The organism is Marinithermofilum abyssi, assembly GCF_014641195.1.
GTDB lineage: Bacteria > Bacillota > Bacilli > Thermoactinomycetales > DSM-45169 > Marinithermofilum > Marinithermofilum abyssi.
The window spans coordinates 66,482-85,495 of sequence record NZ_BMHQ01000012.1 but is presented as its reverse complement, the minus strand read 5'-3'; the positions used below and the strand labels follow the sequence as shown (position 1 = coordinate 85,495).

Below are 19,014 nucleotides of genomic sequence, written 5' to 3'. Positions count from 1 at the left end.
CACGATAAAAATCCTCATATTCCCTTTTGTGAAATTAATAGACATTATAATGCTCTGCAAATTGAAAGACAAGTCTGTAAATTGTCTCAAAAAAGACGCTATACTGTCTGTAACTGACCATCCAATCACGAGCCTGGAAAGGAGGCCTTCATCCATGTCGATCTCCGCCCCGACGGAAAAAGGGATCTCCATCGGAGTGATTACACCCCCCGCTCTGGAAACACCGATCCAAGAGGCTCTGAAGCTCTTTCCTTCCTTTACGGCAGAAATGTACATTTGTTCGGATGAAGCCGATGTCATCCCCGCTGTAAAAAAAGTGAAACAACAGATGGAAGTATTGCTCTTTTCGGAGTACCGCTCCTATAAACGAGCGATGGAACAAGGCGAGCTCCAAACACCTGCCCATTACGTGCCCTTGATGGGCACCGGCCTGTACCGGGCTCTGTTTCGCCTGAAAAATCGTTACGGGCTGGAGCGGCTGTCCGTGGATTCCGTGCCGGAAAACTACGTCCGTCATATTTTGAAAGAGTTGGAACCCGAAACCCCCACCGAGTTGACGCCGCATCCTTCTTCCAGTCGCACTTCGGTGGAAGAAATCGTTCAGTTTCACTGCCAACTGCAACAGAGACATCCCGGAACGATCGCCTTAACCGGCTTAAGCGCCGTCGCCGCGTCTCTCCGACAAGCAGACATCCCCCATGAATGGGTGACTCCCACCCGCCAGGATTTGGTGGTGGTATTGGAACGGGCCCTGCTGTCAACGCAAACCCGCCGCAACAAAGAGTCCCAAATCGTCGTCGGCCTGATCGGTACGGATCATTTTCAACGGGTCTCGGAAGGGATGCGATCGGAACATGAACTTCAGCGGATGGAGTTGGATCTTCACCGGATCATGCTGGATTATGTGAAGCAGCTGGACGGTCATTTGACCAAGCTGGGTGGAGGAGAATACCTTTTTTTCACCACCCGCGGAGTGTTTGAACGAGAAACACGCGGCTACAAATACATCCCGCTGTTGCAAGACGCCCGGCACCACTTGGGCATATCCCTCAGTATCGGTATCGGGTTTGGCAGAACCGCGACAGATGCAGGGAATCATGCCCGGTTGGCTTTGCGCCAGTCACGGGAATTCGGGGGCAATATCTGTTTTATCGTGAGAGAAGACCGGAGCGTGCTCGGCCCGGTGGAAATCAGCCACCCGATTGTTTACGAGCTTTCCATCACCGACGCTCACATCCTGGAAGAAGCTCAGAAAGCCGGGATGTCTGCCGCCTACATGACCAAATTGATGGCGCAAATGACCCGCTACGACAAAACGGATTACACCGCCCATGAACTGGCTTCCGTGCTCGGTGTAACGGTTCGCAGCGCCCACCGAATTTTATTGCAGTGGATGGACGCATCCTTGGTGGAAATCGTCGGCGAAGAGAAGGTATCCAGCAAAGGACGCCCAAGGCAGATCTACCGCCTCTCCTTTTTGACGCGGGACAGTTAAACGAACCGAAAACCGGGCTTCTACCCCATCGAGGAAAAGAGCCTTCAGCCGAATATGTTGTTACGTCCCATCGCCGCTCCAGGCCAGCTTCTTCAGCGCCTTCATCTCCACCGTACATCCGTGCCCCGGTCCGGCAGGGAGCAAGGCTTCTCCATTTTGCACAATGATCGGCTCCCGAACCGGATCCTCCGCCAAAAAGAAAGGTCCGTTGAGATCCACCGGGGTATCAATACCCAGCTCGTGGAACAAATGCGCGCTGGCCGCCAAGCCGATCGAAGATTCGGTCAACCCCCCGCCCAACAGTTGCAACCCGGCGGCTGCAGCAATCTCTCCACACCGCTTCGCCTCTTGCAACCCGCCCATTTTGGTCAGCTTGACGACAACCATATCGCAGGCTTCCAGACGAATCGCCTGCATTACATGTCCGGCTGTCCACACACTTTCATCCAAGGCGATGGGCAGATCCGATTGGCGCCGCAATGCCGCATGACCCGTCCAATCATGAGCAGCCAGGGGTTGTTCCAGCACATCGACACCCAAACGAACCAGCTCTCTCACAACATACCGGGCCTGGGACAAGGTGTATCCCTGATTAGCGTCCACCCGGAAAAAGAGATCCCCCGCTTCTCCCCGGACGGCTTCCACAATCTCTACATCCCGGCGCGGATCGGACCCGATCTTCACATCCACCCCGCGATATCCTTCTTCCTTGGCCTGGCGGGCCAACTTGGCCGCCTCCTCCGGAGACCGGGTACTGATCAGATACGACAGCGGGATGGTGAAACAGGGACGGCGCAGCCAGATCTGAGCCAGCGATTGTCCCCGCCGTTTTCCAATGAGATCGTGCAAAGCCGTATCCACCGCCGCTTTCGCGATCGGCTGCCCCAAGGTCATCCCGCCGCGAATCTCCCCCTGCATCTGCCGGGAAGCCCCTTCGACGTCTTCCACCTCCTGCCCGGCCAAAGCAGGCGCCAAATAATTACGGACCGTGGTCACCACCGTTTCCAAGGTTTCCTCGCTCCAGCGGTGACTGGGCCGGGCCTCACCCCACCCTGTGTATCCTTCTTCGTCCGTGATCCGCACATACACGTGGGGCGCCCCTTTCGCCCGATCCCCCACTTTGCCGCCGGAAATGGCAAAATCCCGCTTCATCGGTAAACACAAAGGAAATGCCTCCACCTGGACAATCTTCATTTCTTCTCCCCCTTCGGCACTCGTTGGAAGTATACTTCCACAGGCAGACATCCTTTCCCTTGGCCGGACTTTTTGCCGGATTTACGACAGCGGATTTTCATAAAAAAAAACGGCCAGCAAAGGCCGCTGATTCAAACATCCGCGGTTTCTCGCCGGGTCATCCAATCACTTCCTTCACGAAAATACAATTCCCGCACCTTCCCGGCGATCTCCATTACATGATCCGCCACCTGAGCGATAGAGTATCCGATGTACATGGGCGAGGTAACAAAGCGCGGGATGATCTTCGCCCAGATGCGGTCGTCGATATGGTAAAAAAACAGATTGTAGCTGGTACAAGCAGCATGGTAATGGTTGAGAACAAAATGAGCAGCGATTTGTACGTAATCCGCCAAATCGGTCCAAGCCGGCTCCTCCCCGGCCGGAGCCGATGCATTCAACTCCACAAATCCAGAACGCGGGTGAGTGGAGACATTGAATTCCATCTCCTGCCGACTGTCAATCTGTATTCCCATAAAATGTTCCGGACGAACCTGATGCATGCAATCCACGTGTTTCAATCCGATAATCTGTGAATGAGGATGGGCGATGGTTCCTCCGGACAACGGCCCGTGATTTTTCAGGTAGATGACGGATCGATACTCCCCGCTTTGCTCCATATCCAACCAGCGCCGAATTCCAAAACGAAATAGCCGGTGCAGGTGTGCTTTCTCATATAAGGACAACTCCGAATCGCATTGATCCGTCTCAATCAACACCGTTTGGCAGGTATCCTTCAATACCGGATATTTGTTTTCAACCCACAGGATGGGACCGTCCTGTTCGATCAGCTGCTCCGTGATCTGCGGTTGACAAAACGGACAGGGATTATTCCGGTTACGGATCGTCTCCGGTTTCTGTTTCCCGATATGGGTTTGAAATGTCAGCAAAGTGTCGTCCATGCCAATCCACCTTTACTCGGATTCTCTTTTAACTATATCGCAATTTCGTAAAGGAGGCGTGAACATCCGTTGACAGCACCGGAAATAAACCGCACTAAGCTCAGATTGATGACAAACCCGTATGATAGCTTCAACTCTTTGCCCGTGGCTCCCTTTCCTCCGACACAGAAGTCCATACTGTCCACCAACGAGACGCGACATAATGCGGAGTGCACTCAAAAAGTACAAGTCACGCCTGGGTCGTAAGCTCCCAGGCATCCCGTCGGTTTTTTTCTTTCATCATCCGGCGCTTTTTTGTCCTTCCGCCACGGAGAAATGGTCCCCGATCCGGCCCCAAACATACCCGGTCACCGCTCCAATCGCAGCCGGCAGCACCCAACCGATCCCTTCTTGGTAGAGGGGGATTTGGCTGTAAACATCGCCCAAGACTCCCAGCGGAATGTTCAAACCCTTAAGGCCGTCCGTAATGCTGATCAGCACGGTCCCCAGCAGAGCACAACCGTACACCGTGCGATAGCCGTTGAAATACGAGTGCAGGAACGTAAGCAAGATCATCACAATGGCCACGGGATAAATCGCCGTCAGCACCGGTACGGAGACAGCGATCAGCTTGGTCAGTCCCATATTGGCCACCGCCGTACCTGCAACACACAGCGCCAACACCAAATGGTTATAGGAAAGCGAAGGGAATCGCTTGGAAAAATACATCGAGGTCGCGGTCACCAAGCCCACAGAGGTGGTCAAGCAAGCCAAGAAGACCGCCAATCCCAGCAACAAAGCTCCCGATTGCCCAAAAAGATGGTGCATCATCATGGTCATGATCTGTCCGCCGTTATCCGTCATCCCCAAGGATTGACTGGTCGCCCCCATGTATCCCAGGGTGAGATAGACAAAAGCCAAGCCGATCCCCGCGATCAATCCGGCTTTGATGGTGGTGGCAGCCAACGGTTTCCGATCTTTCACGCCTTTATTCTGGATGGCAGTGACAGCCACGATTCCAAACACCAACGCTCCCAACGTATCCATCGTCAGATAACCGTCCATAAACCCTTTAAAAAACGGCGACGCATGGTAAGCTTTGGTCGGTTCACCCAGGGAACCTATGGGATGAAGGATGCTTTGGACCAACATCACAACAATCGTTCCGAGCAACATAGGGGTTAGTACATTCCCGATCCGGTCCACCAGTTTGGACGGATTGAGACACAGCCAATAGGTTACGACAAAAAACAAAATCGATCCAACCAAAAGCGGCCAACCATGAGAGTCGATCCCCTTCGGCAAGAACGGAGCCACTCCCATTTCAAAGGCGACACTGGCCGTACGCGGGATACCAAACAAGGGCCCAATAATCAGATAAATCAAGAAAGTAAAGACAGCCCCAAAGACGGGATGCACCCGTTTGGCGATGCTTTGCAGGTTTCCACCGGTAACGGCGATGGCGATCACGCCGACCAGAGGCAGGCCAACACCGGTAAGGATAAAGCCAAGAATGGCCGGCCACACATCCGTCCCGGCAGCTTGTCCGAGAGCCGGAGGGAAGATCAGGTTTCCAGCTCCGAAAAATAATGCAAATAACATGAGTCCCACTGACAATGTTTCCTTTTTGGACAACTGATTCATCGCTCTATACTCCTTATCCGTTGATTTTTTATTCATCAAATTTACTGAAAAAAATAAAGTTGATTGAATGATTGCTTCATCATAACAAATTTCGGCTGCTGTGTGTACCGGATGGACACCAGAAATATTACCCTAATGGTTGACAATTGCGTGACCTTTTCGACCGACGAAAAAACAGGGGGCCGAATCACAAGTGCCAACAGTTGATACCAATGAAAAAGCCCGCCACCTAATGGCGGGCTACAGCTCAAGAAGCCTTTTGTTCATGTTGTTCCGTTTCGGTTTGACGCCGCCGTTTTAACAGCCAATACATCGGCAGCCCTGCCAGCGTAATACCGATCGCAGCCAAACTGTCTGCGGGTTGCTGGATCAAGGTGCTTACCACCACGAATCCGGAACCGGCAATTGCCAACAACGGCACCCACGGATACAAAGGCACACTGTAAGGACGTACCCTTCCCTCATGGCGGCGGCGCAGCAAAAAGACCGCCGCAAATACAAAAGAGTAAAAGATAAAGATGATGAAGATGGAAATCTGCGTCAATTTATCCGGGTTGGCGGCAAGCATCATTAGCGTGGCAAGGGTCACCTGTAACAGAATGGCAATTACCGGCGTACCCGCAGCAGGATGGACCCAGGAAAGCAGGCGGGCTCCCGGCAATTGTCCCCGTTCGGCCATCGCGAAGGGAACCCGGGGAAAGGTTAACACTTTGCCGTTCAGGCTGCCGAAAATGGACACGATGATACCAATCGTAATCAATTTTCCGCCCATCGGCCCGAAGACCACGCTGGCAGCGGCACCAGCAGCATTTTCCCCCAACTTGACGATCTGTTCCGCCGGAAGGATATGAAGGATCGCCGCGTTGACCAAAAGATAAACCACGGTAATCAAACCGATGCCGATAAAGATGGCCTTGGGCAAAATACGGGACGGATTTTTCATCTCACCAGCCACCGATCCCACTAAAATCCAGCCGTCATAGGCAAACAGCGTAGCCAGAATCGCCGCACCCATGCTGAACTCCGCCGCACCGGAACCGCTGTCTGCACCAAAGACCGGAGCCTCCCCTTTCCACAGGCCGAACACAATGATAAGCACAATGGGAATCAGTTTCGCTCCCGTGGATACCGTTTGCACCCATCCGGCATATTTCGTACCCAAACTGTTCACCAAGGCCATAAAAAAAACCGTTCCGATTCCGATCCATGGGGCCCACTCCTTCTCCCATCCGAAGAGAAACGTCACCATGGATCCCATGTACAGGCCCAACGCCCCGATAATAGCCGGCCCGTAGATTACTGTCTGTACCCATCCGCTAAGATATCCCCACACCTTGCCGTATGCTTCCTCCATATATACGTATAAGCCCCCGGTCTTGGGAATCTGGGCACTCACTTCCGCAACAGTCAGCCCGCTGGCCAAGGTAATCACCCCGCCCAACAGCCATGCCAGCAGCGCCATACTGGAGCCGCCCGTGTATTCCAACACCTCGCCGGGCTTCATAAACACACCGGAACCGATTGTAGTTCCTACCACCAAAGAAAAGGCAACGGCAAACCCCAACTCTTTCTTCAACTGTTTCTCCGACATAGAGTGTCCACTCCAAACGCATATTTGTCTGTATATATTAGTCAAGTATAACAGGATCGCCTCATCAGTACATGTGGAAAATCAGGGCAAAAAAGAACCGCGATCCCGAGAAAAACCACGAGAAAGCGGTTACCAGCACCTTGTATATCATATTTTAGCTTTTTAGCAGGGTAAAGAGGCTCATCCGTTTCCAGTCCCCCAATTTTTTTTCCGCGCTTTTCGCTGCTTTTGCCGTTCGGGGGCTGTCTGATATAATTCCCTTTCTTCTTCAGTATGAGGTTCGACCGGCGGCACAGGAGCCGGTTTCCCGTTTTCATCCAACGCCACCATCGTCACAAAAGATGTGGCCGTCAACCGTTCTTTGCCAGATGGGAATTTCTCCGAAGTCACCTTGGCGAACACCTCCATGGATGTTCGACCGGTCCAGGTGACAAAAGCTTCAATATTAATCGTATCTCCTTCCTTCACCGGGGACAAAAAATCCACCGAGTCGAAGGAGGCTGTCACGATCGGCTTTTGGGAGTGACGCATGGCAGCAATCGCCGCCACTTCATCGATATACGCCAATACTTTTCCGCCGAAAATAGTCCCGTGTTGATTGGTGTCCGGCGGCAACACCAGTGAGGTTTTCACTGTTCGTGACCGTTCTGCAGGTACGGGTTTCACCTTGTTCCCTCCTGTCCTGATACCGCAAGCCTCTTGTAGCACTTTTAGGGCGGCTTTCACCTTGTGTTCCATTCTTCTCGACGGGTTTTCAGACCGATCAAAAATGTATTTATTTCATTATTTCTATTCCCTTTATTTAATAACCTCCTCACAAAACAAATGCTCACCCGCAGAAAAAGAGAGCGGCCGATCAGGAAGTTGGAACAGACGACTCGCCTATCCCTACAGGACTCAGCCGGGAAATCAAAAAGCCCGCCATATTCCCGGCGGGCGTTCGTGTTTTCTTCTTTTTTCAATCAGCTTCTTCCTGAAACAACTTCAGATACTTCCCATATCCCTCTTTCTCCAAATCTTCCTTGGGGATAAAGCGAAGAGCAGCAGAGTTGATGCAATAGCGAAGTCCTGTCGGTCCCGGCCCGTCATTGAAGACATGGCCCAGGTGGGAGTCCGCCTGTCTGCTTCGCACTTCCGTCCGGATCATATTGTGGCTGGTATCCAGCTTCTCCACAATCTCCTCTTCATCCAACGGCTTGGTAAAACTGGGCCAGCCGCACCCGGCGTCAAATTTGTCCTTGGAGCTGAACAGGGGCTTCCCGGATACGATATCCACATAAATCCCCTCTCGCTCATTATCCCAATATTCATTGCGAAAGGGCGGCTCCGTTCCGTTCTTTTGCGTCACTTCGTACTGCATGGGGGTGAGCCGTTTTTTCAATTCCTCACGGCGTGGCTTATCAGGCATTTGTATTCCTCCCAGCTGACGGGTTTGTCTTTATTCTCCCATTGGAATCGAGCCATTTCAAATACAACGGCTGTATCGCCGACAGGAGACAGATTTACAGAAAGCGCCGACTGAAAGCCCACGGCGCCCATAGGAAGTACCCTTGGAGTATTTTCATCGTGGGATGAAAAACGGCGTTGCTTGATGGAGGACGCTAACTACCCAAGAATCCCACGCCTTCACGCGTGTGGAATCTCAACAGGGTTCTTTTTCCAGCATTTTCGCAAGAAACTTGCGTGTTCTTTCCTCGGATGGATTGGAAAATATCTTCTCGGGGGCCCCTTGTTCCACAATCCGCCCCTCATCCATAAAAATCACTCGATCCGCCACATCCCGAGCAAACCCCATCTCATGGGTGACGATGACCATGGTTTGATTTTCTTCCGCCAGAGCTTTGATCGTTTTTAAAACCTCGCCGATCAACTCGGGATCCAAAGCCGAGGTCGGTTCATCAAACAACAGCACTTCCGGTTCCATGCCCAAAGCCCTGGCGATAGCCACACGTTGCTGCTGACCGCCGGAAAGCTGGGAGGGAAACGCGTCCTTTTTGTCCGCCATCCCTACTTTGGCCAGCAGTGCTTCCGCTTGTTTCTTCAATGGGGCCCGATCCATCTTTTTCACGACCAACGGCCCTTCCATCACATTTTCCAAAGCAGTTTTGTGGGGAAACAAATTGAAGCTTTGAAAAACCATGCCCGTTTTTCCCCGGAGAAGTCGGACTTCCCTCTCTTTGGGCAGCTTTTCACCGAAGGACAACCGTATACCGGCCAACGTCAGCTCCCCGGCGGAGGGGATTTCCAAGAGATTCATGCATCGCAGCAATGTGGATTTCCCGGAACCGCTGGGACCGATAATGCAGCAGACTTCTCCTTTGTTTACCTTGAGGTCGATCCCCTTTAATACTTCCGCTGTTCCAAAACGCTTATGCAATGATTTGATTTCGATCAATCCCGACACTCCTCTTTGTCATACCGTATAGCGCCCGTAACGCTTCTCCAGCCGCTCGTGGAAAATATTCAATATGGTGCAGATGACCCAATAGATTGCAGCCACCAAAATATACACCGTCATGTAGTCATAAGTCCGCCCGGCTACGATTTTCGCCTGATACAACATCTCCGGAACCGTGATCACGGACAGCAAAGCCGTATCTTTGACGAGACTCAGAAAGGTATTCGCCAGAGGCGGAAGTGCCACCCGAACCGACTGGGGAATAATAATCCGTCTCAGACTTTGCCAGTAAGTCATATTGAGAGATTTTGCTGCTTCCCACTGTCCTTTCGGTATGGACAAAATGGACCCCCGGATCGTTTCAGCCGTATAACCTCCCACATTGAGAGAAAGACCGATCAATGCGGCAGTAACCGGAGTAAGTGTAATTCCGGTCACGGTGAGACCAAAGTACAGGATGAACAATTGCACCAACAAAGGGGTACCGCGGATCACGGAAATGTAAGCGCGAGCCGGCCAACGAAACACCAAATTGCCGGACATGCGCGCAACTGCCGTAAAAAGACCTAAAATCAAGCCGATCGCCATAGTTACCAAGCTGAGCGACAGGGTGTATACCGAACCTTGTATAATGAAAGGGAATGATTCCCATGCCAGCTGCGGATTGAATAAGTTCTCCCATTGGATCTGTTGTAATACGTCCAAGTTTATACGCCTCTCCTTTTATTAGTATCTAGAAAAGCCCCGGATGGGCAGCATCCGAGGCTCTTCCATCACGGCTTGGAGACATCTTCACCAAACCATTTGTTTGATATCTTCGCCAACGTTCCGTCCTTCCGCATGTCATCCAGTGCCTTGTTGATTTCCTTCACCAGATCCTGATTGCCTTTGGGGACAGGGAAAGCGGAAACCCCTTTTTCAAAGGGTTCTCCCACCGTTTTCAAAGGCAGATTGGAGCTTTTCATCACTTGAGCGATCGCCAGACGATCGTTGATGCTCAAATCCACCCGTTTGGCGGCAACATCCCTCAAAGAAGTCATCATATCTTCATAAGCGACGAGTTCTGCCCCGGCTTGTTTGGCCATCTTTCCGTAATTACTGGTGGGCGTCTGCGCTGCCCGTTTTCCTTTGACATCTTTCAAGCCCTTGATTTGGTTGTTATCCTTATGGACCACGATTTGAGCGTAGGACACGGTATAGGGCTTCGAAAAATCAAAGGTTTTCTTGCGGTCTGCTCTGACCCCGACTTGGTTTGCAATGGTGTCGAACCGCCCGGTCTTCAATCCGGTCAACATGGAATCCCATGGACCTTCGACAAACTTGGCCTTGACCCCGAGACGCTTCGCTACTTCCTTGGCCACATCCACATCGTACCCGGTCAGTTGATTGGTTTTTTCATCTCGAAAGCTGAAGGGTTTGTAGGCCCCTTCCGTACCGATGCGGATCTCCCCCCGTTTTTTGATGTCGGCCAACAGGTGATTCGTGTCAGAGGATTTGCTTTGCGGGGGACTTTGTATGCTGCAAGCCGTCGTCACTAGCAAGGAGAAAATTATTAGGACAATCCATGTTACCCGTTTCAATTGAACTTCACTCCATTAATCCGTAGTTAATAGGTAGGTTTTCGCGGTTTAATTTCCTTTATCTTAGCCAAGGGATCAAGAAATGTCAAACCTTAAGACAACAACTTTTTCATTGAACAAGAAACGAAACACTCCCATCGGGTGGTCCGTTTTGTATATATGTAATCGAATGATTATTTTGTATGTACATATTCCTTGTCATATAAACGGTCTTATTTTATCGATAAGGAGTGAACATCATGGATCTATCCCACATCCTGATCGGTCTCGTCTTTGCTTTCATCTTTTGGAAGCTTCTCAAACTCACCTTAAAAACATTCCTGTGGCTCGCATTGATCGGATTGGTCGTCGCCTTCTTCGCTCCCGGTCAATTGCCGCTCATCGGCGATATCGGCGGGGTGATCCTCAGTTTTCTCGGCACCCTGTTGGTATTGACCGTAGCTGGATTCTTTTTTTTCGAGGGAGATTAAAGGAATAAAGCAGCCTGGCCTTCGCATTCGACAGTGCGGTTTATCCATAAACAAAACCGCCCTCCCACGGCAGGCGGTTTTGTTTGTGCCTGTTCACCTTTTTTGTATTTCCCCTATACCACCGCACCCTCCGGCTTCTTCTCGAAGAAATGCTTCAAAGCATCATAGACCTGAGCTTTTTCTCGGATCACATAGTGCATAAATTTCGGATCCTTCAAATTCTTGTAAGCGGTCATCAGGGTAGAGTGGCGGTTGTACTGATTCACTTCTCCGTATCCGAACAAATTGGAGCATTCCATCAGCTGCCGCACCAGCTTGATGCACTTTTCATTGTCCGAGGTCAGGTTGTCACCGTCCGAGAAGTGAAAGGGGTAGATGTTGTATTTGTGGGGTGAATAGCGCTCATCAATGATTTGCAGGGCTTTGCGGTAAGCGGAGGAGCAGATGGTTCCTCCGCTTTCTCCTTTGCTGAAGAATTGTTCTTCGGATACTTCTTTGGCCTCGGTGTGGTGGGCGATGAAGACGATCTCTACCTTGTCATACTTGGTCCGGAGGAATCGGGTCATCCAGAAGAAAAAGCTGCGGGCGACGTACTTTTCAAAGACTCCCATACTGCCGCTGGTATCCATCATGGCGATGACTACGGCATTGGAATGGGGAATAACGGTTTCTTCCCACGTTTTAAATCGCAAATCATTGTCGGAAATCGGGCCGAAGCCCTTTTTTCCTCGCAATGCGTTTCGTTTGAGTGTTTCGAGAAGGGTTCGTTTTTTGTCGATGTTGCCCATCAAACCTTTTTTACGGACGTCGGTGAAACGAATGTCCCGGGTGACGATCTCGCTTTCTTCCTTCTGTTGCAGACGGGGCAGTTCCATCTCCGAGAACAGGATGTTCTCCACTTCTTCTACGGGGACTTCGGCTTCATAGTAGTCTGCTCCCGGCTGATCACCGGCGCCTTGGCCTTTGCCCCCTTGTTTGCCGGCAGGTTCCCGGCCGATAACATCACCCACTTGGCTTTTGCCGTCTCCCTGCCCCACGTGTTTTCCCTTGTTGTAGTTGTAGCGAAAACGATGCTCTTCCATGGATCGAATGGGGATCTTGACGATCTGCTTGCCATCCGACAAAATGATGTTTTCCTCCGAAATGAGGTCGGAGAGATTTTTCTTGATCGCTTCCTTCACTTTTTCCTGGTGCCGCATCTGGTCTTGGTACCCTTTGCGATGCAGGGACCAATCTTCCTGGGAGACGATAAAGAGCGGTTCTGACATTGGGTTCACCTCCCATCCTTGTCCCCAATGATTCGGTTGGTGCCTCAACGGTTGAGAAGACTACCCACATAGCGCAACAATTCATTGGCACAGGTGGGACAGTAACCGTACTCATCGATTAAGGTAGCGGTCACTTCGTTGACCTTTTTGAGCTGATGTTCATCCGGCGTCTTGGTGGAAGTGGTGATTTTAACCACATCTTTCAAGTCAGCGAACAGTTTTTTCTGGATCGCTTCCCGCAGACGGTCATGGCTGTTGTAGTCGAACTTTTTCCCTTTTCTGGCATAAGCAGAGATACGGATCAGGATCTCTTCCCGGAAGGCTTTTTTGGCGTTTTCGGAGATGCCGATCTGCTCTTCAATGGAGCGCATCAACTTCTCATCCGGCTCCAGCTCTTCCCCGGTGATGGGATCTTTCATCTTGGACCAGTTGCAGTATGCTTCCACGTTGTCCAGATAATTGTCCATCAAGGTCTTGGCCGATTCCTCATAGGAGTAAACGAAAGCTTTCTGCACTTCCTTCTTGGCCAGTTCATCATATTCTTTCCGGGCAATTGATATAAAATTCAGATAACGATCCCGCTCCTCCCGATTGATCGAGGGATGCTGATCCAATCCTTCCTTGATCGCCCGTAGGATATTTAGCGCATTGATACATGGGGCTTCTGTCCGGATGAGGGCGCTGGAAATCCGGTTGATCACATAGCGGGGATCTACTCCGGTCATGCCTTCGTCCAAGTGTTCGTTGTGCAATTCCTCCACATCGGCTTCCTTAAACCCTTCTACAGACTCTCCGTCATACAGCCGCATCTTCTTTAACAAATCGATGCCCTGTTTTTTGGAGTCCTTCAACCGGGTCAAAATCGTGAAAATCGCTGTTGCCCGTAAACTGTGAGGAGCGATATGAATATGCCCTAGGTCACTTTGTTTGACCAGCTTTTCATAAATCTTTTCCTCCTGGGATACCTGGAGGTTGTAGGGTACCGGCATAACAATAATCCGGGAATGAAGAGCTTCATTTTTCTTGTTGGAGATAAACGCCTTGTATTCCGCTTCGTTGGAATGGGCAATCACCAATTCATCCGCTGAAATCAGGGCAAACCGCCCTGCCTTGAAATTTCCTTCTTGCGTCAAAGATAACAGGTTCCATAAAAACTTTTCATCACATTTCAACATTTCCTGAAATTCCATCAGACCCCGATTGGCCTTATTCAGCTCCCCGTCGAACCGATACGCACGGGGATCCGACTCGGAACCATACTCGGTAATGGTAGCAAAGTCGATACTGCCCGTCAGGTCTGCAATATCCTGGGATTTGGGATCCGACGGACTAAATGTACCGATTCCCAACCGGTCGTCCTCAGACAACAAGACCCGGTATACCGGTACATCCTCGATCCGTCCGCCATACTCCTCTTTCACTCGCAGACGGCAGGATGGACACAGGTTCCCTTCGATGCGCACCCCGAGCTCCTGTTCCACCTCCGCCCGAAGCGGTGGGGGAATCAGGTGCAGGGGATCTTCCTGCATAGGGCACCCTTTAATCGCATAGACCGCTCCTTTGTCGGTACGGGAGTACTGTTCCAACCCTCGCTTCAACAAGGTAACGATGGTAGACTTTCCGCCGCTGACAGGCCCCATCAACAGCAAGATGCGTTTGCGGACATCCAGACGCCGTGCAGCCGAGTGGAAATACTCCTCCACCAGGCGCTCGATCGCCCGGTCCAGACCAAACAATTCCCGACTGAAGAACAAATATTTGGTGTTCCCGTTTGCGTCCTTTTCGACTCCTCCGTCAGCAATCATGTTGTACACGCGTGAATGAGCTGTTTGAGACAATTCCGGGCGCTCGCGGACCAACGCCAGATAATCACTGAAAGTTCCTTCCCAGGCCAGCTTCTCTTCCCTTTCCCGCTGCTCGGCAATGCGTTTTAAGATGTCCATAGAAGCCTCCCCTCAGCTCCGCTCTGACTGTTGTTCTCCAACGCATTTTTATCCATGGTATTCAATGTCCCTTAGGTACATGATGCCTTTTCTGTCCGGGAGAAAACCTTTCACAATCTAGCAATGACCCCGGAAGAGTGTTGGCGAGGGATACTATATATGTATGCGAATCGAGGGACAATGTTTCTTTCACTTAGTTCCCAAAAACAGCTACTCCTTCTCTAAGGAGTGGAAAAAGCCGGACCTGCATGAACATGCATAAGCGTGTCACTCACCTTCTCCTGAAAGGGTTTCAAAGGAAAATGGTTAGGCATTTCAGTCTATTGACGGATTCTGGCACGAAAAATATCATATTAAATGCTTGGAAGAATTTTCGTAGATTGAACGTGGAGAAGGGGAATGGCGCTTGAAGAAAAAAATTCTGGTAACTTCAGGGATAGTCGTCGCAATAGCCTTGAGTTCTTCCTTTTTATTTGCTGATGCCTTTTTTGGCGGTTCCGACAAAGTGAAGAAACTGACGAAATCGGAACAACCTGCCCGAGACGTCGCATTGGATAACGAGTCTCCTCAGGACCTTCCCGAGGAAGTGACCAAGGATCCGCAAACGGATCAGGAACTGATCCATAGCATCTCGTATTACAATGAGTCCAAAACGAAAAAAGAAGAGATTCAGTCCAATAACCAAGCCGCGATCAAAAAAGTAAAAGAGAAAGCCGCGAAAGAGAAGGCACCGGTAAAGCCGGACCTGGACAACCAGCAATACCGGGATTACATCAAAGGGATGGCAACCGACCTGGCTTCTTTGTCTCCGACCGAGCGGGAGCAAATCATCGCTTTGGCTAAACAAGTGGATGCATACGAAAACAAACTGAAAAACCAGCAAATCAAGCAATTGGTACAAAAAGCGAAGACCAAGGGTTTGACCCCGGCCGAGCGCAACCTGCTGCGGGATTTGCTCCCGACAAAAGACAAAGGGGTTAAACTGCAGCCGGGTACGGCCAAACCGGAGCCAAACACCAACGACGAGCAACAACAAGAGTCGCCTGCCCAGGATGAGCATCAGAACAACCAGCAAACTCCAGAGGATCAAGAAGGTACCAGCTCGGGGCAGGAGCCTTCTCAAAACCAAGAACAACCCAATACCGATGCTGACCAAACAACCGGTGACCAGCCTTCTGCCGATCAGCAAGGGGATCTGCCGTCTACCGACCCAGATCAGCCGGAAGAGCAGCCTGTCCAGGATGAACAGCAGCCCGCCGATCAGCAACAACAAGAACAAAACATCGTTCAAGCCCAGGAAACGATGAAGGAAGCCAATGGTTATGATCGCGCCAAAGCCCGCGACTATGCCTACCAATGGTGGGACAAACGAAATAACGCGCAATACTCTTACTACAGCAAAGCCAACGGCGACTGCTACAACTGCTGGTACGACTGCACCAACTTTGTTTCCCAGGCCATGTATGCCGGTGGGCTGAAACAATGGAAGAGCGGTCCCAGCTATCTCTACTACTGGTATTACTACAATCAACCGAAAAAGCCGTCCTACTCCTGGGGGCTGGCCAACAGCTTGTTCAAACACATGAAAGTTCGAGCCAAACAGGCCGAGAACATGTCTGAATTAAAAGTGGGCGACATTGTGCAAGGGGACTTGGATAACGACGGTGATATCGATCATACCGCCATCGTCACCAAGATCGAAAACGGCCAAGTCTACGTCACCCAGCACACTACTGACCGGAAAGACCATCCGTTGTCTCTCTGGTTCGCTGCCGGCTATGATGTCTATGCCTGGAAAATGGGTACAGCCAGCAACATTACGCGAAACTAACGAATAACCCAAGCCTTCCTGTTCGGGAGGCTTGGGTTTGTTTGTTGAGCAACAGGAAAAACCTGTGTTGCACCCGGCACAAGTACCCACAGGGCACGGTGGTATTCGGCTATATTTCATGGGATTTCTCTTTAACATATAGTCTGATCGTCTACAAGGATGGTCGGTCTGCGAGGGGATAACACTCCCCTCGACCGACGCTCGCTTACATCTACCCTAGTGAAATGGGGAGGATTCCGCTCGCCCTTAAGAAAGGCTTAATCAGCAGCCTCCACTTCCTCCTATTTCCCTATCGAGCTGGCGGAGCCGCTCGCTGCGAACAACCCTTTTCCTTCGCGAATCGCTGTCAAAAGCTCCTCCATCGTTCCTTCCTGATCCGGTTGATACTTGGGCTGTCCCCGGTCAATCCGGCACTCCGTCAAGAAGAAGGTTTTCATTCCTACCGTGGAAGCCACCATATCTTCCTGCATATCATTGCCGATCATGACGCATTCCTCGGGGCGTACGCCCAACCGTTCCGCGATTTCCCGATAGTAACCCGGCTGCGGTTTACAGAAATGCGTCTCCTCGTATACCGTCGCCCAATGAACCAGATCATCCACTTGCGCCCAACGCATGCGTTCCAAAATGGCTTCCCGCGGGAAGACCGGATTGGTCGCCACCACTACTTTATACCCTTTCTCCCGGGCGGCTTTCACCACTTGGCGGGAGATCGGGGTCGGTTGCGCGTAAGTTTTCAGTTTGGGAAATTCCTCCACATAAAACCGGTCGAAAAGGGGCCAAATCTCCTCCCTTTCCAAACGGGACTGGGCCAAAAACCGCTCCTCGAACACCTCGGCGTTGGTTTTTGTTGGATCCGTATCGGCAATCATCTTTTTGGTCGCGTCCCATATCAGGGAAACCAGCTCTTTCGGCGGGATCACATCGGCCACATAAGGTGCCAATGTCCCCATGTATTTTTCTACAAACGCTTCGGTATCCATGGGCAGCAAAGTTCCGTCCAGGTCAAACAAACACACTTTGATCATCGCGTTTCTCCCCTGTCTATCTTTGTTCGTTACAACATATCCGGAAAGCCTGTTTGCCGAAGGGCTTCATATACAATGATAGCGGCAGAGTTCCCCAAGTTCAGGGAGCGCAAGGCCGGCTTCATCGGGATCCGCATACACGTTTCCCGGTAGCGCTCCAAAATCTCCGGCGGCAACCCCTTGCTCTCCTTGCCAAAAACGAAGATATCCCCCTTTTGAAAGCGAAAAGAAGTGTAAGGCTTGTCCGCTTTCGTCGTAGCACAAAAAAAGCGCCCTTTTGGAAAGGCATCCGCAAACTCGTCAAAAGAATCATAGTAGCGTACATCCACCTGATACCAATAATCCATTCCCGACCGTTTCAGATACTTGTCATCCGTCGAAAAACCCAACGGCCGGATCAGATGCAGAACCGAACCCGTCACCGCACAGGTGCGGGCAATATTGCCCGTATTGTTGGGAATCTCGGGTTCCACGAGACAGATATGAAACGACATCTTCTTCTACACCCTTTACCTGATATGTCCATTTTCTATTGTACCGAAAAACTTTCTAAATCAAAACGGCTCAAGGTGATTTTTTCCTTTTGCCATCCTTTGACAAAGAAGGACGAAATATCGGTCATTGATGACACAAGCCTCGGCCGATATACTGAAAGTACCATCAAAGGGGGTTCAACATGAATAAAATTGCACTGGTCACGGACAGTTCCTGCGACTTACCCGTGGATATGTTAAAAAAGTTCGATATCGAAGTGATCCCGCTTCGTCTGATATACAAGGAAGGAGAGTACCGGGACGGCGTAGACATCACACCTCAGCAAGTTTACGACCGTCTGGAAGAAGAGGTACCCACCACCTCAATGCCTTCCCCCGAAGATATCCATGCTGCTTTTCAACGGCTGGAGGAACAAGGGTACACCCATTGCATCGTTCTGGCCCTTTCCTCCGGATTGAACGGAACCTTCAATACATTTAAGGTGATCTCTCAGGACTTTGAAAAGATGAAGATCGATGTGATCGATTCCAAAGGCTTGTCCTGGGTATTGGGGTTCCTGGTAATCGAAGCTGCCCAATTAATTAAGAAGAACATTCCTTACCGTACATCCTGACCAAAATCGAGTCAACCAAAGAGCGAATCAAAGGGTATTTCATTGTGGACAGCTTGGAATATCTCAAGCAAGGCGGACGGATCGGCAAGGTGGCTGCCGTACTGGGCTCCGTGCTTAACCTGAAGCCGGTCATCTCCATCGACAAAGACGGGAAATACTTCCCTTATTCCATGGCTCGAGGCAAAAAGCAGGCCATCAAAAAGCTGCTGGAACCAATCATGGAGCAGATTGAGCATACCAAAGCACAGATTACCGTCTTGCAAGGACGAGCGGAGAAAGAAGCGGAAGCACTGAAGGAACGGCTGAAAGAGATGGAAAACGTATGCGAATTGTATTTCAGCAGCATCAGCCCTGCACTGGTGGTCCATACGGGGCCCGGCCTTCTCGGCCTTGTGATCAATCCCGTCGATGAAGAATGAAGGACAGCCATCAGCCCTGTTACCATTACCAGCCCAGACATCGCGTTTGGGCTCTTTTTACGACACCTGTCACCTTTCACCTGCGAGGGATCCTACATTAAATCAGCTATCCCCGCTCAACCGAA

At 50.9% G+C, this 19,014-nt stretch carries 17 protein-coding genes and 1 pseudogene; 4 read left to right on the top strand and 14 right to left on the bottom strand.

Going from position 1 to position 19,014, the window contains the following annotated elements; translation table 11 throughout:
• Nucleotides 1-154: 154 nt before the first annotated feature.
• Complete coding sequence (locus IEW70_RS15130; protein ID WP_188648751.1) at nucleotides 155-1,495, top strand: hypothetical protein; 1,341 nt, start codon at nucleotides 155-157, stop codon at nucleotides 1,493-1,495.
• 60 nt (nucleotides 1,496-1,555) lie between these two features.
• Here IEW70_RS15130 and IEW70_RS15125 read toward each other — a convergent pair whose 3' ends face one another.
• The 10 genes from IEW70_RS15125 to IEW70_RS15080 all read right to left on the bottom strand — a co-directional run bounded on the left by IEW70_RS15125 (nucleotide 1,556) and on the right by IEW70_RS15080 (nucleotide 10,822).
• Nucleotides 1,556-2,689, bottom strand: a complete 1,134-nt coding sequence (locus IEW70_RS15125) for a mandelate racemase/muconate lactonizing enzyme family protein (RefSeq protein WP_188648750.1) — start codon at nucleotides 2,687-2,689, stop codon at nucleotides 1,556-1,558.
• A 131-nt stretch (nucleotides 2,690-2,820) separates the two neighbouring features.
• Entirely contained in the window at nucleotides 2,821-3,630 is an 810-nt protein-coding gene (locus IEW70_RS15120) for a DUF4931 domain-containing protein (protein ID WP_188648749.1), read from the bottom strand.
• A 279-nt stretch (nucleotides 3,631-3,909) separates the two neighbouring features.
• Nucleotides 3,910-5,253 (bottom strand): branched-chain amino acid transport system II carrier protein, encoded by a 1,344-nt coding sequence (brnQ, locus tag IEW70_RS15115; RefSeq protein ID WP_188648748.1) that lies wholly within the window; start codon nucleotides 5,251-5,253, stop codon nucleotides 3,910-3,912.
• Nucleotides 5,254-5,500: 247 nt separating this feature from the next.
• Nucleotides 5,501-6,844: an APC family permease gene (locus tag IEW70_RS15110; RefSeq protein ID WP_188648747.1), complete on the bottom strand. Its 1,344-nt coding sequence runs from the start codon at nucleotides 6,842-6,844 to the stop codon at nucleotides 5,501-5,503.
• Between the two features lie 180 nt (nucleotides 6,845-7,024).
• Entirely contained in the window at nucleotides 7,025-7,510 is a 486-nt protein-coding gene (locus IEW70_RS15105) for an acyl-CoA thioesterase (protein ID WP_229752026.1), read from the bottom strand.
• A 56-nt stretch (nucleotides 7,511-7,566) separates the two neighbouring features.
• A complete protein-coding gene (locus tag IEW70_RS15100; protein WP_188648745.1) occupies nucleotides 7,567-7,806 on the bottom strand; it encodes a hypothetical protein in 240 nt (79 codons plus the stop codon).
• The gene (gene msrB, locus IEW70_RS15095) at nucleotides 7,803-8,252 is read right to left on the bottom strand and encodes a peptide-methionine (R)-S-oxide reductase MsrB (protein ID WP_188648744.1); all 450 of its coding nucleotides are present in this window, start codon (nucleotides 8,250-8,252) and stop codon (nucleotides 7,803-7,805) included. The genes IEW70_RS15100 and msrB overlap by 4 nt, the downstream gene beginning before the upstream one ends.
• A gap of 234 nt (nucleotides 8,253-8,486) precedes the next feature.
• Nucleotides 8,487-9,239 (bottom strand): amino acid ABC transporter ATP-binding protein, encoded by a 753-nt coding sequence (locus IEW70_RS15090; RefSeq protein WP_188648743.1) that lies wholly within the window; start codon nucleotides 9,237-9,239, stop codon nucleotides 8,487-8,489.
• An 18-nt stretch (nucleotides 9,240-9,257) separates the two neighbouring features.
• Nucleotides 9,258-9,947, bottom strand: coding sequence for an amino acid ABC transporter permease (locus IEW70_RS15085; protein ID WP_188648742.1), 690 nt, complete (start codon nucleotides 9,945-9,947; stop codon nucleotides 9,258-9,260).
• Nucleotides 9,948-10,015: 68 nt separating this feature from the next.
• On the bottom strand, nucleotides 10,016-10,822 hold the full coding sequence (locus IEW70_RS15080) for a transporter substrate-binding domain-containing protein (protein WP_229752025.1): 807 nt from the start codon (nucleotides 10,820-10,822) through the stop codon (nucleotides 10,016-10,018).
• A gap of 239 nt (nucleotides 10,823-11,061) precedes the next feature.
• On the opposite strand from IEW70_RS15080, the gene IEW70_RS15075 reads away from it, so the two are divergent.
• A complete protein-coding gene (locus IEW70_RS15075) occupies nucleotides 11,062-11,292 on the top strand; it encodes a hypothetical protein (RefSeq protein ID WP_188648741.1) in 231 nt (76 codons plus the stop codon).
• 113 nt (nucleotides 11,293-11,405) lie between these two features.
• Here the strand turns inward: IEW70_RS15075 and yhbH are convergent, their stop codons facing one another.
• Complete coding sequence (yhbH, locus tag IEW70_RS15070; RefSeq protein ID WP_188648740.1) at nucleotides 11,406-12,560, bottom strand: sporulation protein YhbH; 1,155 nt, start codon at nucleotides 12,558-12,560, stop codon at nucleotides 11,406-11,408.
• Between the two features lie 44 nt (nucleotides 12,561-12,604).
• A complete protein-coding gene (locus IEW70_RS15065; RefSeq protein WP_188648739.1) occupies nucleotides 12,605-14,503 on the bottom strand; it encodes a PrkA family serine protein kinase in 1,899 nt (632 codons plus the stop codon).
• 406 nt (nucleotides 14,504-14,909) lie between these two features.
• On the opposite strand from IEW70_RS15065, the gene IEW70_RS15060 reads away from it, so the two are divergent.
• Nucleotides 14,910-16,334: an amidase domain-containing protein gene (locus IEW70_RS15060; RefSeq protein WP_188648738.1), complete on the top strand. Its 1,425-nt coding sequence runs from the start codon at nucleotides 14,910-14,912 to the stop codon at nucleotides 16,332-16,334.
• Between the two features lie 281 nt (nucleotides 16,335-16,615).
• On the opposite strand, the gene IEW70_RS15055 is transcribed toward IEW70_RS15060, so the two are convergent.
• A complete protein-coding gene (locus tag IEW70_RS15055) occupies nucleotides 16,616-17,362 on the bottom strand; it encodes an HAD family hydrolase (RefSeq protein WP_188648737.1) in 747 nt (248 codons plus the stop codon).
• A gap of 29 nt (nucleotides 17,363-17,391) precedes the next feature.
• Nucleotides 17,392-17,856 (bottom strand): tRNA (cytidine(34)-2'-O)-methyltransferase, encoded by a 465-nt coding sequence (locus IEW70_RS15050; RefSeq protein ID WP_188648736.1) that lies wholly within the window; start codon nucleotides 17,854-17,856, stop codon nucleotides 17,392-17,394.
• 182 nt (nucleotides 17,857-18,038) lie between these two features.
• On the opposite strand from IEW70_RS15050, the pseudogene IEW70_RS18570 reads away from it, so the two are divergent.
• Nucleotides 18,039-18,889, top strand: a pseudogene (locus tag IEW70_RS18570) (DegV family protein).
• Nucleotides 18,890-19,014 lie beyond the last annotated feature (125 nt).